General features: G+C 69.6%; 13 protein-coding genes and 1 tRNA gene. 3 read left to right on the top strand and 11 right to left on the bottom strand.

Annotated features, from left to right (window positions below):
- Positions 1-53: 53 nt before the first annotated feature.
- Entirely contained in the window at positions 54-614 is a 561-nt protein-coding gene (locus tag OG828_RS39920; RefSeq protein ID WP_210580517.1) for an HIT family protein, read from the bottom strand.
- A gap of 67 nt (positions 615-681) precedes the next feature.
- Between OG828_RS39920 and OG828_RS39915 the strand changes: the two genes are divergently transcribed.
- Positions 682-1,344 carry a potassium channel family protein gene (locus OG828_RS39915; protein ID WP_328441536.1) on the top strand — a complete coding sequence of 221 codons (663 nt, stop codon included), beginning with the start codon at positions 682-684 and terminating at the stop codon, positions 1,342-1,344.
- A gap of 29 nt (positions 1,345-1,373) precedes the next feature.
- Here OG828_RS39915 and thrS read toward each other — a convergent pair whose 3' ends face one another.
- The 3 genes from thrS to OG828_RS39900 form a co-directional block, all read right to left on the bottom strand.
- Positions 1,374-3,350 carry a threonine--tRNA ligase gene (thrS, locus tag OG828_RS39910; RefSeq protein ID WP_328441535.1) on the bottom strand — a complete coding sequence of 659 codons (1,977 nt, stop codon included), beginning with the start codon at positions 3,348-3,350 and terminating at the stop codon, positions 1,374-1,376.
- A 91-nt stretch (positions 3,351-3,441) separates the two neighbouring features.
- The gene (locus OG828_RS39905; protein ID WP_328503906.1) at positions 3,442-4,695 is read right to left on the bottom strand and encodes a hypothetical protein; all 1,254 of its coding nucleotides are present in this window, start codon (positions 4,693-4,695) and stop codon (positions 3,442-3,444) included.
- Positions 4,692-5,258, bottom strand: a complete 567-nt coding sequence (locus tag OG828_RS39900) for a DUF4365 domain-containing protein (protein ID WP_328503905.1) — start codon at positions 5,256-5,258, stop codon at positions 4,692-4,694. Before OG828_RS39900 ends, OG828_RS39905 begins: the two co-directional genes overlap by 4 nt.
- Before the next feature lie 170 nt (positions 5,259-5,428).
- Here OG828_RS39900 and OG828_RS39895 point away from each other — a divergent pair, with 170 nt between their 5' ends.
- Positions 5,429-6,154: a 3'-5' exonuclease gene (locus tag OG828_RS39895; protein WP_210580506.1), complete on the top strand. Its 726-nt coding sequence runs from the start codon at positions 5,429-5,431 to the stop codon at positions 6,152-6,154.
- A 57-nt stretch (positions 6,155-6,211) separates the two neighbouring features.
- Here the strand turns inward: OG828_RS39895 and OG828_RS39890 are convergent.
- Together OG828_RS39890 and OG828_RS39885 are read right to left on the bottom strand one after the other, a co-directional pair.
- Positions 6,212-6,283: transfer RNA gene (locus tag OG828_RS39890), tRNA-Val, on the bottom strand.
- A 39-nt stretch (positions 6,284-6,322) separates the two neighbouring features.
- Complete coding sequence (locus OG828_RS39885) at positions 6,323-6,769, bottom strand: SRPBCC family protein (protein ID WP_328503904.1); 447 nt, start codon at positions 6,767-6,769, stop codon at positions 6,323-6,325.
- A 68-nt stretch (positions 6,770-6,837) separates the two neighbouring features.
- On the opposite strand from OG828_RS39885, the gene OG828_RS39880 reads away from it, so the two are divergent.
- Positions 6,838-9,192 (top strand): SCO7613 C-terminal domain-containing membrane protein, encoded by a 2,355-nt coding sequence (locus tag OG828_RS39880; protein WP_443062471.1) that lies wholly within the window; start codon positions 6,838-6,840, stop codon positions 9,190-9,192.
- 101 nt (positions 9,193-9,293) lie between these two features.
- On the opposite strand, the gene OG828_RS39875 is transcribed toward OG828_RS39880, so the two are convergent.
- The 5 genes from OG828_RS39875 to OG828_RS39855 all read right to left on the bottom strand — a co-directional run bounded on the left by OG828_RS39875 (position 9,294) and on the right by OG828_RS39855 (position 15,918).
- Positions 9,294-12,032 (bottom strand): exo-rhamnogalacturonan lyase family protein, encoded by a 2,739-nt coding sequence (locus tag OG828_RS39875; protein WP_328503902.1) that lies wholly within the window; start codon positions 12,030-12,032, stop codon positions 9,294-9,296.
- 104 nt (positions 12,033-12,136) lie between these two features.
- Positions 12,137-12,727: a hypothetical protein gene (locus OG828_RS39870; protein WP_328503901.1), complete on the bottom strand. Its 591-nt coding sequence runs from the start codon at positions 12,725-12,727 to the stop codon at positions 12,137-12,139.
- 10 nt (positions 12,728-12,737) lie between these two features.
- Positions 12,738-13,631, bottom strand: coding sequence for a carbohydrate ABC transporter permease (locus OG828_RS39865; protein WP_210580497.1), 894 nt, complete (start codon positions 13,629-13,631; stop codon positions 12,738-12,740).
- On the bottom strand, positions 13,628-14,629 hold the full coding sequence (locus OG828_RS39860) for a carbohydrate ABC transporter permease (RefSeq protein WP_328368060.1): 1,002 nt from the start codon (positions 14,627-14,629) through the stop codon (positions 13,628-13,630). The genes OG828_RS39865 and OG828_RS39860 overlap by 4 nt, the downstream gene beginning before the upstream one ends.
- Positions 14,629-15,918, bottom strand: a complete 1,290-nt coding sequence (locus OG828_RS39855) for an ABC transporter substrate-binding protein (RefSeq protein ID WP_328503900.1) — start codon at positions 15,916-15,918, stop codon at positions 14,629-14,631. The genes OG828_RS39860 and OG828_RS39855 overlap by 1 nt, the downstream gene beginning before the upstream one ends.
- Between the last annotated feature and the right edge of the window lie 381 nt (positions 15,919-16,299).

Below are 16,299 nucleotides of genomic sequence, written 5' to 3'. Positions count from 1 at the left end.
CCGCCGCGCCCCTTCGGGGCGCGGCGGAACCGCACCTGACTCCGGCCGAATGGTCAAGCCGCCGGCCAGGCCTCCGCCAGCATCTTGCGGGTGTCGGCGAGGAGCTGGGGCAGGACGCGGGTGTGGCCGACGACCGGCATGAAGTTCGTGTCGCCGCCCCAGCGCGGGACGATGTGCTGGTGCAGATGGGCGGCGATGCCCGCGCCCGCCACGGAGCCCTGGTTCATGCCGATGTTGAAGCCGTGCGCGCCGGAGGCGGTCCGCAGTGCCGTCATCGCCTGCTTGGTCAGCGCGGCCAGCTCGACGGTCTCCGGACCGGTGAGGTCCGTGTAGTCGGCGACGTGGCGGTAGGGCACGACCATCAGGTGCCCGCCGTTGTACGGGTACAGGTTGAGCACGACGTAGACCTGCTCGCCGCGCCTGACGACCAGACCGTCCTCGTCCGACTTGGCCGGGATGGAGCAGAAGGGACAGCCGTCCTCGGCACCGGGGCCGGTCGGCTTGCCCTCACCCTGGATGTAGGCCATCCGATGAGGCGTCCACAGGCGCTGGAACGCGTCCTGCGTCCCCACTCCCCACTGCTGCTCCGGCTCACTCGTCATGCAAGGAAGCATATGACTTCGCCCGTTCGCGGCGTGTCGGCGGGGTTGCGCGGCCGGCGTCCCGGGCGAAGCTGAGCCGGTGGATGCCGACAGTCCCCAGGGCCGCTGGGAGCAGCGCACCGAAGTGCCCCTCGCGATCACGTCGCTGATCTATCTCGCCGCGTATGCGGTGCTCGTCCTGGCCCATGGTCTGCCGGGCGTCTGGCGGGACGTCTGCCTCGCCGTGCTGGCCGGCACCTGGGCCCTGTTCGCCGTCGACTACGGGGTGCGGTGGCGGCTGAGCGGGCGGCGGCTGGGCTTCGTACGGTCGCACCTGCTGGACACCGTGGTGCTGGTGCTGCCTCTGCTGCGGCCGTTGCGGGTGGTGCGGCTGTATGAGGCCGTGCAGCGTCGGCACGGCCGGCCGCGGCTCGCGCTGCACGCGCGGGTGATCGCCTACGCCGGACTGTCGACGGTGTTGCTCGGATTCGCCGGGGCCCTCGCCGTCTACCAGCAGGAGCGTGCGGCGTCGGACGCGACGATTCGGACTTTCGGGGACGCCGTCTGGTGGACCTGTGAGACGTTCTCAACGGTCGGGTACGGCGACGTCACCCCGGTGACGCCGGTCGGACGGCTGATCGCGGTCGGGATGATGGCCTGCGGGCTGGCACTGCTCGGCGCGGTCACCGGGTCGTTCTCGTCGTGGCTGTTGCAGGTCTTCGCGTACGAGGACGAGGCCAAGGAAAGGCCCCCGGAGAGCTGAACTCCCCCGGGGGCCTTCTCACATGCGCGTCAGACCTGCGCCCGCTCCTCGACCACCTTCGTGATCTTCGCGATGGCCTCGTCGAAGGGGATGCCGTTCTCCTGCGAACCGTCGCGGTAGCGGAAGGAGACCGAGCCGTTCGCCATGTCCTCGTCGCCCGCGATGACCATGAAGGGCACCTTCTGCTTCTGGGCGTTGCGGATCTTCTTCTGCATCCGGTCGGAGGACGAGTCGACCTCGATCCGCAGCCCCTGCTTCTTCGCCGCCGCGGCGAACTTCTCCAGGTACTCCACGTGCGCGTCGCCGATCGGGATGCCGGTCGCCTGCACCGGGGCCAGCCACGCCGGGAAGGCGCCCGCGTAGTGCTCCAGGAGCACCGCGAAGAACCGCTCGATGGAGCCGAACAGGGCGCGGTGGATCATGACCGGGCGCTGCTTGGAGCCGTCGGGCGAGGTGTACTCCAGGTTGAAACGCTCCGGCAGGTTGAAGTCGAGCTGGATCGTCGACATCTGCCAGGTGCGGCCGATGGCGTCCTTGGTCTGCACGGAGATCTTCGGGCCGTAGAAGGCGGCGCCGCCCGGGTCGGGGACCAGGGGCAGGCCTTGCTTCTCGGCCACCTCGCGCAGCGTCTCGGTCGCCTCCTCCCAGACCTCGTCGGAGCCGACGAACTTCTCCGGGTCCTTGGTGGACAGCTCCAGGTAGAAGTCGGTCAGACCGTAGTCGCGCAGCAGGCCGAGGACGAAGGTGAGCGTCTTGTCGAGCTCCTCCGACATCTGCTCACGCGTGCAGTAGATGTGCGCGTCGTCCTGCGTGAAGCCACGCGCGCGCGTAAGGCCGTGCACGACGCCCGACTTCTCGTACCGGTACACGGTCCCGAACTCGAAGAGGCGCAGCGGCAGTTCACGGTAGGAACGCCCGCGCGCGTCGAAGATCAGGTTGTGCATCGGGCAGTTCATGGGCTTGAGGTAGTAGTCCACGCCCTCGTCGAGCTGCATGGGCGGGTACATGCCCTCGGCGTACCAGTCCAGGTGGCCCGACGTCTCGAAGAGCTTCCCCTTGGTCGCGTGCGGGGTGTAGACGAACTCGTAGCCCTCTTCCTCGTGACGTCGGCGCGAGTAGTCCTCCATCACCCGGCGGATGATGCCGCCCTTGGGGTGGAAGACCGCGAGGCCGGAGCCGATCTGCTCCGGGATGGAGAAGAGGTCCAGCTCGTTGCCGAGCTTGCGGTGGTCGCGCTTCTCGGCCTCGGCGAGGAAGTCGAGGTGTGCCTTGAGCTCGTCCTTGGTGGGCCAGGCGGTGCCGTAGATGCGCTGGAGCATCGGGTTCTTCTCGCTGCCACGCCAGTAGGCGGCCGCGTTGCGCATCAGCTTGAACGCCGGGATGTTCCGGGTGGTGGGCAGGTGCGGGCCCCGGCAAAGGTCCTTCCAGCACAGATCGCCGGTCTTGGCGTCCAGGTTGTCGTAGATCGTCAGCTCGCCCGCGCCGACCTCGACGTCCGCGCCGTCGTCCGACGAAGCCGAGCCCTTCAGCCCGATGAGCTCCAGCTTGTACGGCTCCGAAGCCAGCTCCTCACGCGCGGCCTCGTCGGTCACCACACGCCGCGAGAAACGCTGCCCGCGCTTCTGGATCTCCTGCATCTTCTTCTCGATGGCCTTGAGATCCTCGGGCGTGAACGGCTTCTCGACGTCGAAGTCGTAGTAGAAGCCGTCCTTGACCGGCGGGCCGATGCCCAGCTTGGCCTCGGGGAACAGCTCCTGCACGGCCTGCGCCATCACATGCGCGGTGGAGTGGCGCAGGATGTTCAGACCGTCCTCGGAGGAGATCTCGACGCCCTCGGCCTCTTCCCCGTCGGAGAGCACGTACGACAGGTCCTTGAGCTCGCCGCCCACGCGCGCGGCGATGATCGAGCGCTCGCCGGCGAAGAGCTCCGCGGCCGTAGTGCCCGTCGTCACCGTGCGCTCTTCCCGCTCGGAATCGCGTTGGATGATCACACGGACGTCTGACACCGGTCTCTCCTGACTGAAGGTGGGTGCGGGCGCCGTACCTGGAGCGCGCGCAATACCGGATCGTACCGACCCGGGACGTCCCACCGCGAAATCATTCCCCGAAGCCGGCGTCCAGGCCCGCGTCGTGATCGTCGCTCCCGCAGGCATCCTCAAAGAAGTCCAGGTTCTCTTGGAGCGACTTCATCAGCCGGTCCCGCTCGGCGTCGTCCACCTGCACCGGTACAACGCCGGAGGCGCCGGTGAGCCTGCGGAAGCCGCCCCGGCTCTCCAGCCGGCCGTGCACCCGCACCGGCAGTCCGACGAGATGGGCGTGCCCGGCGACGCGGTACGCCTCCTCGTCCAGGGTCAGCCGGATGTGCGGCACCTCGGCGCCCGCGATCACCCGCAGCCGTACGGCGCCCTCGCCGCGCGGCCCAGACCGGCGCATCCGGGTCACCGTCCCGGTGATCCGCACCGCCATGGACGGCTCCTCGCGCAGATATCGGGCCCCGGCCTCGCGCAGCACGGGCAGGTCGCCGGGCGAGAACTCGACGGCCTCGGCGCCCGCGGCACAGCCCTCGGGGACCCCGGCGCCGGGCGCCCACTCGACGGCGACGCGGGCGCCCTCGGTGCCACGGACCAGGGTGACGAGCGCCTCGGTCAGTTCACGGCTGACGCCCGCCTCGACGGCGCCGTCGAAGGCGTCCATGCCGCCGGTGGCCCGCTGGTAGTCGATGGCCTCGCGGGCGGCGTACAGGGCCTGGTGCAGGCGTACGGCGAGCAGGCGGCCGGTGTCGACGGGCACGAACGCGGTCAGCTGACGGCCGCCGGTCGCGGCGCCGACGAGGACGTTCTCCAGGGACGCGGCGGCGGGGCGGCGGTGCCGGGCGCCGTAATAGCCGGCACGCGCGCGTGTGGCGAGAGCGCCCGCCAGAAGCATCTGACGGGCGGCGGTGCGCAGTTGTTCCTCGGCCATCCATGGCGCGGCGCCGGCCGGCCCGGTCGGTACATCGCGCCACCAGCGGATCTCGTCGCTGGGCACGGTGAGGCCGACCAGGACCTCGCGCGCGGAGGGCGAGCCGCTGCGGGACAGCGCGACGAGGGCCTCGCCGAGCAGGTCGTCGCTGTCGGGGAAGGCACGGTTCTCCGGCACGAGCAGGCTCGTACCGGCGCCGCCGGGCCCCGGCGGGGTCCAGCGGCCGTAGCGTCCGGCGGCTCCGCCGCGGCGCTGCCAGCCGTGGCGGTGCAGCAGGGCGCTGAGCACGGCGGGGTCGACCTCGCCGGGCTCGGGCGGCCGGTTCCACTGCGCGTCCACGGGATGCGGCCGCCCTGGTCGTACCGGCTCCTCCAGCGAGCGGTGTGTCATGGCCTGCCTCCCGTCCCGACCCGCGTCATGATCTCGCACAGCGCCCGGTCGTCGAAGATGCGTGAGGTCGGAATCCGCACGGTGGTCCGGCGCCGACCGGTGATGGCCTGGCCGGCCAGGTTGACCCAGTAGCAGCAGTGCCTGAGGTCGAGCCGGTCGTGGCTGGCGCGCAGCCAGTCGTCCTGGGACCGCGGGACGAGCATCACGACCAGGATCTTGTGCACGGACACCGGCGTGCGGGCGAGCTTCGCCAGGTGGTCGTTGTCGAGCGTGAAGGAGAAGAAGCGCCCGGGAGGGTTCGGCGGGACTTGGTACGTCGCCTTGAGCTGCACCTTGATGGTGACTTCGTCGTCGACGGTGTGCCCGGCGGCGCTGTGGCTGACGTGCCAGTCGATGCCGTTGTCCGGAAAGGGCTGGGACAGCGAACAGCCCGCCGCGGCGGCGACGGCGTGCAGATAGCCCACCTGCAGTGTCTCCATGCAGGCGGTGGTGGCGAGTGAACCGCGATGGGGGCCCGTCCGAGCGGGCAGCAGCCCGCCCCGTTCGGGCTGCGCTATCGCCATGACCAACAGCCTTCCGAGCAAAGTGAATCCCCGTGAATGGGCCCGCTGAACTGCAAAGACCCGCACTCCTGTTGTGTCCGGCCCGCGTACGCCGCAAACAGCCCGGGTATCACCAAACGGGCAGAAGACGGTACGTCAGCTGCCGTGGGTGAACGAGGAGTTGTGTAGGTATGACGTGCTGGTACGAGGGCCCTCTGGCCGCGTTCGACACGGAGACCACGGGCGTGGACGTCGAGACCGACCGGATCGTGTCGGCCGCCGTCGTCGTCCAGGATGCCCCGGGTGCCCGGCCGCGGGTGAGCCGGTGGCTGGTCAACCCGGGTGTGCCGGTGCCCGAGGGGGCGACGGCGGTACACGGACTGACGGACGAGCATCTGCAGCGCAACGGCCGCTGGCCTGCGCCGGTGATGCATGAGATAGCCAGTGAACTGGCCGAGCAGGCGGCCGCGGGCCGTCCGCTCGTGGTGATGAACGCACCCTTCGATCTGACCATCCTGGACCGCGAGTTGCGGCGCCATCGGGCCTCGTCCCTGGACCACTGGTTCGAGACGTCGCCGCTGCTGGTGCTCGACCCACGGGTCCTCGACAAGCATCTCGACCGCTACCGCAAGGGCCGCCGCACGCTCACCGACCTGTGCGCGCACTACGGCGTCGTCCTGGACGGCGCGCACGACGCGTCGGCCGATGCCGTGGCCGCACTGGATGTCGTACGGGCGGTGGGGCGCCGTTTCGCCGCCCGGCTGGAGCGTCTCTCCCCCGCCCAACTGCACACCCTGCAGGCCGTGTGGCACGCGGCACAGGCACGCGGCCTGCAGGCATGGTTCGCCCGCAGCGGCACCGAGGAGGCGGTGGACCCGGCGTGGCCCCTGCGTCCGGACCTGCCGGCGGCGGCGTGAACGGAACCACGAGCGCACAAAAAAGCCGGTCCGCTCTGGCGGACCGGCCTTTCCCGGTGGGCGATACTGGGTTCGAACCAGTGACCTCTTCGGTGTGAACGAAGCGCTCTCCCACTGAGCTAATCGCCCGGGAACGGACTGAACAATACAGGTCCCCGCGGGTTTCCATCAAACTGCTTCCAAGTAGGCCGCCAGCCCCCGCCGTCCGGCCCGCATCATCAGCCGGTGGTTGGCCCGGAAGACCGGCCGCCCCGGCACGGCGAAGCGTCTGAGCAGCGGCTTGCTCACATCGACGACCTGGTCGTAGCGGGCGTGGGTACCCGCGCCGTGCGCACGGACCGTCCAGCGCGCCCAGCCGTCCAGGTCACCGGACATCTCGATCTCCAGCACCCCGGCCGCACGGTCCCGCACCACCTCACGCGCGGTGAAGGTCAGCTCGTACGGCAGCACGGACCGCACCCTGACGATGCCGCTGACGTCGTCGATCGCGTCGACCTGCCGGACCTGCGGCCACCAGTCGGGGTAGTCCTCGGCCCGCTCCAGCGCGGTGTACACGGCGGCGGGCGGCGCGCGCAGGACCCACACGCTGCGGAAGCGGTAATGGGACCAGTCCATACTCCGAGTCTGCCCCGGTCATGGGCACGAGGTGAACACATCTGAGTACGTTCTGAGTATCCGCACTCATGCCGTACGACGTGACGCGGACCACACTCCAAGACATGACGCACATCCCACCGCCGGCCGAGGAACTGCGGCTCCTCGACTGGGAGCTGTGGCAACTGGACGCCCGCCGGGCGCAGTTGCTGGCTCGCAGGGCCTGGCTGGTCGCCACGCTGCACCCGGCCCAGCAGCCGCCCGCCGCACCGCCGCGCCCCGAGGCCACCGCCCCGCGGGTCCAGAACGTCCTCCTGCTGCTCGGCGGCATCCTGCTCACCCTCGCCGCGACGGCGTTCACGCTGGTCAGCTGGCAGCACCTGGGAGTCACCGGGCGGGCACTCGTACTCGCCGCGGTCACGGCGGCCGTCCTCGCCGCACCGCTGCCCCTGCTGAAGCGAGGGCTGCGCTCCACGGCCGAGTCGGTGGCGGGCCTGGGACTGGCGCTGACGGTGCTGGACGCCTACGCGCTGTACGAGGTCGCCTTCGCGGGGGCCGACGGCACGAGGTTCGCGGCGGCGTCAGCGGCGCTGCTGGCGGGCCTCTGGGCGGCGTACGGGTCCCTGCCACGCACGCGTGAGATGCGTCTGCCCCTTGCCGCCGCGCTGACGACGGCCCAACTCCCCCTGTTCCTCTGGGCCATCGCGGTCGACGCGAGTTGGTTCACGATCACGGCCGCGCTCCTCGCGACGGCCGGGTCCGACACGGTTGTCGCGCTCCGGGCGAGCGCCAGGCCCGTACGTCTCGTCGCCCTCGGCGGCGCGTACGGCCTCGGCGGCTGGAGCGTCATGACGGCCGGCTGGCTGTGCTGGACGGCCACCGGCCCGAGCGCCGCCGCCCGTGCGGCGGCGCTCCTCCTCCTGGCCGCGACCCTCGCACTCGGCGCGGCCTCGCAGGCGCCGAGCGAGAAGCAGGCGAAGGGACTAGCACTCACTTCGGGCCTGCTCGTCGTCGCCGCGGTCGGCGGCGCACTGCGCCCCGCGCTGCCGGACGCGTGGACGGTGCCGGTCCATCTCGCTTGCGGGCTCGCCCTGTTGGCGGCCACGACAGCGGGTCGGCTCCGGGAGGCCGTACGGCGGGGCATGGCGTGGGCCTCCGTCGCCGTACAGTCCCTTGCCGTGCTGTGGGCGCTGCCCGTCGTGGCCGTCGCCCTGCTGGGGCCGGTCGGCTGGGCGGAGCAGGTGTGGTCGGGTGCGCCGGACTCGGCACGGGACGCCGTCACGGTCGAGACGCCGTGGCCACCGGACACGGCCACCGCGCCCCTCGTCCTCGCCGCGGTCGCCGGGGTCCTGACACTGGCGGTCCGGGAGGCCGCCTGGCGGTCACGGGCGCTGGACGCGTCCCTCACTCTGGCATGGGCGAGCGCACTCGCCGTCCCCGCCACACTCCAACTGCCGTACGCCGCAACCCTGTTGATCCAGGGGGCCCTCACCGCCGCCCTCCTGCTCCTCCGGCGGCCCACGGCCACCGTCCTCGCCCTCGTCACCTCCCTGAGCCTCACCTTCCTCGCCCTGGCCTCGGAACCGGCCACCCTGGCAACGCTCGCGTCCCTGACGGCGCTCTTCGCGACGGCCGTACGCAAGCCACTCCCCGCCGCCGCAACGCTCGCGTACGCCACCGCGCTCGCCGTCGCGTCGGGAGCGGCACTGGAGCTGCGGCCGGAGCACACGGCGCTGCTCGTGCTGCTGGTCCCGGCGGCAGCCGCACTGCTGGCGGCGCACGTCGACGAGAAGACGACGACGGCCGTGGAAGTGACCGGCACGGTCGCGGGCCTGGTCGCCGTCGCCCTTTCAGCCAGCGAACCGCCGATGCTCGCCCTGGTACTCGCGCTGGCGGGCGTGATCGCGGCCGCCACGGCCCTCCGCTCCGACCGCCGCGCCGCCGGCTACGTCGCCGCCGCCCTCTTCGTCCTGGCCACCTGGGTATGGCTGGCGTCCTGGGACATCACCACCCCCGAGGCATACACACTGCCGGTCACCGTCCCCGCGCTCCTCATCGGCGCCCTACGCAGGCAACGCGACCCACAGACCTCCTCCTGGACGGCGTACGCCCCCGGACTCACCGCCACCCTCGTGCCGAGCCTCTTCGCGGTCTGGGCCGGCCAACACGGCCCACGCCCCCTCCTCCTGGGCACGGCGGCACTCCTCATCACCCTCCTGGGCGCCCGCAACCACCTCCAGGCCCCCCTACTCCTGGGCGGCACGGTCCTCACCCTGGACGCCTTCCACGAACTGGCCCCGTACATAGTCGAGATGACCACCGCTCTCCCCCGCTGGGCCCCTCCCGCCCTCGCCGGCCTCCTCCTGCTCGCCCTGGGCGCAACGTACGAGCGACGGATCCGTGATGTCAGGCGAGTGCGGGAGGTCCTGGGAAAGATGAACTAAGCAGAGCAGCTGAATTCCGCCGCGGACAGCGCCCCGATAGGGGCGCGGGGAACTGCGCGACCAGCCCCCACCGCCCCGCAGCCAACGAACCACCCAACCAGCTACGGCATCTTGTTACCTACCAGCGCCAGATTCTGAATCGCCGCCAACCCATACAACGCCGTGGAGTTCGTAGACACCCACGTCGCCTCACTACCGGGCACCAACCCGGTCGGCCCCTCAATCTTCTTCGTGGACCAGTCCGTGGACTCCTTGTAGTCCCAAACATCCGCACTGCTGTAGAACTGCCGCCACGCCCGCGCCGCCAACTTGTCGTCGCCGGTCTGGACGGCCGCGTACGCGTCCTGCCGCGAATGCCCCTGGAAGAGCAGCAGGGAGCCGAAGTCGGAGCCGTAGCGTGCCCGCTGCTCGGCCTTGGTGGCGTTGAAGTAGCGGCAGTAGTCGAGCCACGCTTCCTTGAACTTCGGCATGTCGATCTGGTCGATCAGCTCGGCGCAGAGCTCGACCAGGCCGAACATCGCGGAGAGGTGGGACACCCCGACCTTGGGCTCGGCCTCGACGGCGAACCTGCCGGTGTCCAGGTCGTACAGCGCGCTGCCCTGGACGAAGCCGTTGGGCTGGGCGGCGATGGTCTCCATGGTGGACAGGACGCGCGCCTTGGCCTTCTCCCACTTGGGGCCGCGCCGCTCCCACTCGGTCAGCCAGGCCGACACCAGCCCCGACCAGTCTGTGCCGAAACCGATCGACAGCGCGTTCCGGTCGGGCGTGTACGGCTCGGTGCGGATCTTGCGGATGGGGTCGAGGACGAGGAACGTCTCGTCGGAGTCGACGTTGGCGTGCATGAGGTCACCGACGCGTTCGTCCGCGGTGAGGAAGTAGTAGTAGCGCCGGTAGGTGGTGTTGGCGATGCGCTGCTGCTTGGCGCTGTCCGCGTAGTGCTGGACGCCGTGGCGGGTGCCGAGGCCGGCCCACTTGCCCAGGTGGTAGACGTCGACCTCGCCGGTGTGCCGGGTCATCGCCTCGGCGAAGCGGAAGATGTCGGCGCGGCCGGAGCGCATGTACGCGAACCAGAGCCAGAGGTCGGGCGAGAGTTCGGAGTTGTCCCAGGCGTAGCCGCCGACGTCGTAGCACCACTGGTGGCGGCTGGGGTCGTAGCTGTGCATGATGTCGCCGTAGTCCCAGAAGCCGTACCAACGGCGCATCTCCACCTGGTCCTTGTAGTAGGTGAAGAGGAAGTCGAGGTGGTCCTCGATCTTCGCCTTGGCGGCCGTGGAGCGGTCGGGCTCGGAGAACAGCTTTCCGAAGACGCCCGCCTTGATGAGCTGCTGGGGCGGGGCGGCGAGCTGCGGGAGTGTCCTGACGGCCTTCACCTGCTCGGCCATCACCTCGGCGCTCGGCGTGGAGTCGTGGGCCCAGAAGAGGAGTTCGCTGGTGCGGGCGATGCCGTAGGGCGTGCCGAAACCGGGCTCGTAGTCCTCGTAGGTGATGTTGAGGCCTTCGAGCTGTTCGGGGTAGGTGTCCTGGCCCATGCCGTCGTGGTAGAAGCGCAGGTCCATGGGCTGGGCCTCGGGTGACCAGAGCCAGAGGGTGACCTCGGCCTCGTCGGTCTGGGCGTCGCGGATGTCGAGCTGGGCGGGGAACTTCTCCCAGAAGTCCCGCAGCCCGAAGGCAAATCCACCGCTCGCGCCGCCGACGTACCCGAAGCCGCTGGCCCGTCGGCCGCCTCCCGCGGGGATCCAGCCGTGGCCCTTCTTGGTGCGCTTGCGCACGCCGAAACCGTCGGCGGAAAGCTGCGAGAGGGTGTAGTCGCCCCACTCGGGGATGTATTGCAGCCGAGTAGTCACCCGCTGGTCCCAAGTGGACGGGTCAGGCAGCTTCTTGCCCTCGAACTGGGCTGTCCGCACCGCCGCCCCCGGGTCGCGCCGCAGCCCGGTGATGCCCTTGACCGCCTCGCGCAGCAGCCCGGTGCCCTCGCCGCCGATGCGGATGTGGCGGTCGTACGACTCGTCGCGCATCGGCACGGAGAAGCGCACTCCGATACCGCGGATGAAGTCGCCGCTCGCCTTGCCCGGCTCCTGCGTGCCGTCGTAGGTGATCGTGTGCACCATGCGGAAGGAGTCGGCGCCGGCGTAGAAGTACAGACGGATGGAGAACGGCAGCCAACCGCGCTTCCCCTTGCGGTGCTTGCCGTCGATGCGGACGACCGCGCGGACCGGGCCCTCCTGCTCCACGGTCACCTCGCCGATGGCGCCCTCGAACCGCTCGTACTTCACCGTGCCCTGGTCGCCGTCCTCGATCTCCGGCTGGCGGAGCAGCACGAGCCGACCGTTGCGCGCGATCTCTGTCGATCCCCGGGTGACGGACTTGACCAGCGTGGCGCCCGACGTGCCGATCTTGGCGGTGATGACGCCGGTCGATATGTCGATGGTGCCGCCGCGCTTGTCGACGGTGACCTTGTGCTCGGGGGCGGTGGGTTCGCCGGCAGTGAGGGTGAGCTTGCCGTTGCCCGAACTCACCGCGTGCGCGGACCACTTGAGGGAGCCGTCGGGCCAGTAGGCGATCGGCCAGGACTGGAGGGGTACGGCCTTGCCGTCGGCGTCGGTCAGCGCGAAGGTCTGGTCCGCCTGGTAGGCGCCTTTCGGCCAGGGGACGCCGACCGTGGAGCCGGGTGCGGCGCCGAGGCCGCCGTCCTCCAGCCAGTCCAGGGTCACCGGGTCCGCGTCTGCGGCTTCGGCTCTGGGAGCCGCCGCCGCGTTCGTGCCGAGTGCCCAGCTGAACTGGGCGGCGGCTCCGGCGACGGCGGCAGCCTTGAGGAGGGACCTGCGAGGGATGGGAGACATGAGAGTTTCCGCCTTTCCTTTCCGTGCGGGTGCAGGGTGGTCAGGGGCATGACAGAGAGAGGTACGACGCCCAGGGCGCCGACCCGGTGCGCGGGCACCGCATGTCAGCGGTGCCGATACCGCTCCTCCACGGCGATGGCCGCCGCCGCGACGGCCCCCAGGACAGGGACCGCCAACGGCGCGATGAACCAGGCGGACAGGGCCACGACCGCCAGTCCGGCGATGACCAGGAAGGAGCCGGCGGGGTCCAGGACGGTCCGGCGTCCGGCGGCGGCCAGCAGTTCCCGCCAGCGGGCGCCCGGCGTCCAGACCGCCGCAGCACGCAGCCCGGCGACGGTGAGCCCGATCAGCGCGAACACCCCGACGGCTCCCACCAGCGGCCCCCCGGGAATCCCGGCGCGCACGGCCTGGACGTCCACCCAGACGGCCGCCGCCGCGAGCCACCCGGCGAGCCCGACGGCCCACCCGCGCCGCACCGCCGCCCGGAAGTCCGCGACGAACTCCCGCCATCCGCCGCTCTCGTGTGCTGTGAGGCGCCGCAGATGCCGGGCACCGGCGGCGAAGGCGGCGGGGTAGGTGACGACGCCGAGCGAGGCGACTGTGATCCACACGCCGGTGAGGAGACACTCCGCGAAGACGGCGAACCGCTCGGCGAACACCGACTCCTTGCGCGGCTTCACCCGTACCTGGGCCATCGTGACCGCCTCAGCCCTTCAGTCCGGACGTCGCCATGCCGTCGATCAGATAGCGCTGGAAAGCCAGGAAGAAGGCGAGCACCGGCAGCAGGGCGACGAGCGACATCGCGATCATCCCGCCGTAGTTGGCCACGCCCTCCTGGTCCACGAACATCTTCAGGCCGAGCGAGACCGTGTACTTGTCGGGCTCGTTCAGATAGATCAGCGGCCCCATGAAGTCGTTCCAGGAGTTGATGAAGGTGAAGATCGCGCTGGTGATCAGGGCCGGGCGGCACAGCGGGAGCACGATCGACCAGTAGATGCGCAGATGCCCGCAGCCGTCGAGACGGGCCGCCTCGTCCAGTTCCTTGGGCAGGTTGCGCATGAACTGCATCATCAGGAAGACGAAGAACGCCTCTATCGCCAGGTACTTCCCCAGCAGCAGGGGGGTGTACGTGTTGATCATCCCCATGTTGCGGAAGAGCACGTACTGCGGGATCAGCAGCACGTGATATGGCAGCAGGAGGGTGCCGATCATCAGCGTGAACAGCAGATTGCGGCCCGCGAAGCGGATCCTCGCGAAGGCGTACGCCGTCAGCGAGCAGGACACGAGGATCCCGACCACGGAACCGATCGCCAGCGTGAGCGAGTTGACGAAGAACGTGGAGATCGAGATGTCCGCGATGCCGTCGGACAGCCGTGTGTAGTTGTCGGTGATCGGATCGGTCGGGAAGAGATCCAGACTGCCGACGATGTCCTCGCTCTTCTTGAACGAGCCGCCGATGACCCAGATCACCGGATAGAGGATCACCGCGAGAATCAGAAGGGACCCCACGTGCCACGCGAGGGAGCCCGGCAGCCTACGGCGCAGAGCCCCGGCCTTCGTGGAGGCGCCCGGCGTGATGTCGGTGGCCTGTGCGCTCATCGGGCGCCCTCCTCGTAGTGCACCCAGCGCTTCTGGGACCAGAACAGCACCGCCGTCACCAGGGCGACCGCGACCAGCAGCATCCAGGCCATGGCGGAGGCCAGGCCCATCCGGCTGTTCTCGAAGCCCTGGACGTAGAGGTAGCAGGTGTACACCATCGAACCGTCCGCGGGACCGCACGCGTTGGCTCCGGCTCCGCCGCCGACGATGTATGCCGAGCTGAAGATCTGGAAGGAGTGGATCGTCTCCAGCAGGACGTTGAAGAAGAGGACCGGGGAAATCATCGGCAGCGTGATGTTCCAGAACCGCCGCAGCTTGCCCGCCCCATCGACCTCGGCCGCCTCGTACAGCTCACGTGGGACCTGCTTGAGTCCAGCGAGGAAGATGACCATGGGGGCGCCGAACTGCCAGACGGTGAGCGCCACCAGGCTGTAGATGATCAGCTCCGGGTCGCCGGTCCAGCCGCCGACGTCGATCCCGAACAGCTTCTGCGTACGGTCGACGATCGCGTCGTCCGAGAAGATCGCCTTCCAGACGATGGCGACGGAGACGCTCGCCCCGATCAGCGACGGCGCGTAGAAGGCGGCCCGGTAGAAGGCCTGTCCGCGCCGCTTCTGCGCGAGCAGCAGCGCCACACCGAGGGCGGCGAGCAGCTTGAGCGGCGTGCCGACGACGACGTACCACATCGTCACCTGCACCGAGTGGCGCCAGCGGGGGTCGCCGAACATCTCGGAGAAGTTGTCGAGGCCGATCCACTTCGGTGAGTCGAAGAGGTTGTAGTCGGTGAAGGCGAAGTAGAGCGAGGCGATCATCGGGCCTGCCGTGAGCAGCAGGAACCCGGCGATCCAGGGGGACATGAAGAGATAGCCGGCCAGGTTCTCCCGGCGCCGCCGCCGCTTGAGGGCGGCGGGGCGCACGGGCTTCACCGGACCGTGCCGCGGCTCGGAGTCCTTGGTCAGGCCCTCCATCGCAGGGGCGTGTGTCACGGTGGTTCCCATCAGGCGACGAGAGCCGTCTTCGACTCGGTGAAGAACTGCTTGACGGCCTCGTCCACCGAGCGGGTGCCCAGGGCGAGTTCCTCGGCGATGCGCAGGAACGCGGCCTCGCAGATGTCGGCGCCGTTCGGGTGCGGGGTGATCGGCTCCAGGACGCCGGACTCGACGAGGGACTCCTCGTAGGCGGCGATCCCCTTGTTCACCTCGTCGGTCGGCTTGAACGCGTCGTACTGCGCCTGTGTCGCGGGCACACCGCGGTCATAGCCCATGATCTTGGCGACCTCGGGGTCGTGCACCATGAAGTCGATGAACTGCGCCACTTCCTTGGGGTGCCGGGTGCGCTTGGAAGCGCTCAGCATCAGGGAGCCGAGGTACTGGCCGGTCTTCTTGCCGTCGGTGGTCGGAATGGGCGCCAGGCCGTACTCGCTCTTGCCTTCGGAGGTGTAGCGAACGGTGAAGTTGTCCCAGGTGAACTCGCCGGCGGCGATCTCCGCGGAGACGGCCGACTTGGGCTTGACCTGGGCGACCTTCTTGGCGTCCGCGTAGGCGCCCTCTTCGACGCCCTTCTTGGCCTTCGTCCACCACTGGGTCAGATCCGCCTCGGTGAAGCCGAGTCCGTCCTCGGTGAAGAAGGCCTTGCCGTTCTGGCGCAGGTACAGGTCGTAGAGGTACATGACGCCGTACATGCCGCTGTCACCGGCACGCCCCGACTTGTCGCGGATCTTCTTCATCGCCGCGTCGAAGTCGTCCCAGGTCCAGCCCTGTTCCGGCTTCACGCCCGCCTTGGTGTAGACGGGCTTGTCGATGACCAGGGCCATCGAGTTGGAGCCGACCGGGACTCCGAGGAGCTTTCCGTCGATCTCGCCGAACTTGTCCAGGCCGGCCCGGAAGCCGTCCATGGAGAGGTTGCCCGCGTCGACCTGGGCCTTGAGGTCGAGGAGCACATTCTTCGCGTCGTATTTCCGCAGGAATCCAATGGCATTCTGGAAGACGTCCGGCGGATTTCCGCCCGAGGCCTGGGTGTTGAACTTCTTCCAGAAGTCGGTGTAGGGCTGGAAGTCCGTTTTCACCTTGATCTTCGGGTACTTCTTCTCGAAGAGCGCGATGGTCTTGTTGATGCGCTGGGCGCGGTCCTCGGCGCCCCACCATGCGTAACGGATCGTCACCGTCCCATCGGAGGAGGTGCCTCCGTCCCCGCCGCACCCCGTCGTCGCGGCCAGCCCGAGCGTGGCCGCCGTGGCTCCGGCCGCCTTCAGGATCGTTCGTCTCTCAACATTCCTGCTGGTTCCCACAGTCGGGCCCCTCCCCGCAGCGTCGTTGCCGCCTGCATGAATCGTTTCAAGTAAGCGCTTGCTGGCACAAGGTACGAAGGGGTTGAGGGTGCGTCAATGATTCGGACAGGAATTTCTTGGGGCCCGGACCGGCGCTCAGGCGGCGTTCGGACGGAGGCTGTCGCGGTGGGCGAGGTGACGGCGCAGGTGAGAGGCGCGGGGTCGGCCGGCCGAACGGGAAGTGGCCTGTCGCACGGGTACGGCGGGCGGCCGAAAGTCGCCACGTGAGGCCGGGAGTTGGGAGCGGGCGCAGAGGCGGGGTCGTCACGCTCGCAGCCGCGGGCCGGAGGCACACACGACGGCGGCCCGCCTGCTCTCTCGCAGACGGGCCGCCGTTCCCGG

The sequence above is a fragment of the Streptomyces sp. NBC_00457 genome (assembly GCF_036014015.1).
In the GTDB taxonomy this organism is placed as follows: Bacteria; Actinomycetota; Actinomycetes; order Streptomycetales; family Streptomycetaceae; genus Streptomyces.
Note: the sequence above shows the minus strand (reverse complement) of the source record. Positions and strands in the feature narration are given on the sequence as shown.